This window comes from Vogesella mureinivorans, assembly GCF_007644035.1.
GTDB classification, from domain to species: domain Bacteria; phylum Pseudomonadota; class Gammaproteobacteria; order Burkholderiales; family Chromobacteriaceae; genus Vogesella; species Vogesella mureinivorans.
Genome location: NZ_VMTV02000876.1, coordinates 1 through 318, shown reverse-complemented (window position 1 = coordinate 318; position 318 = coordinate 1). Strand labels below are relative to the sequence as shown.

Sequence of the window (318 nt, the reverse complement as noted above, 5' to 3'; positions counted from 1 at the left end):
AGCAAAGTTGAACGTGTACGAATACGAGGGTTACCTGTAACCGCTGCAACGGTTGGATTATTTAAGAAATGACGAATCATCCATTGTGCAGCATGTGGATCAAGCAAAGCATCACCATCAATCCCGATCAAGAACTCAGCCTCAGTAAGCAAACTCCCCGCTTGTAAAGCCATCGCTTTACCTTGGTTCTCTGCCAAATGTACAACACGCAGTTTGTCGTACTTCAATGCCAATTGATTGAGAATCTCGGCTGTATTGTCAGAGCTTCCATCATTGATTGCAATAACTTCAAAATTGGGATAATTCAACTTTAATGCA

At 42.1% G+C, this 318-nt stretch carries 1 protein-coding gene; it reads right to left on the bottom strand.

Annotation, left to right across the window (positions count from 1 at the left end):
- Positions 1–318: glycosyltransferase family 2 protein (locus tag FLQ44_RS20050; RefSeq protein ID WP_147695777.1), on the bottom strand; the 318-nt coding region annotated here is incomplete at both ends.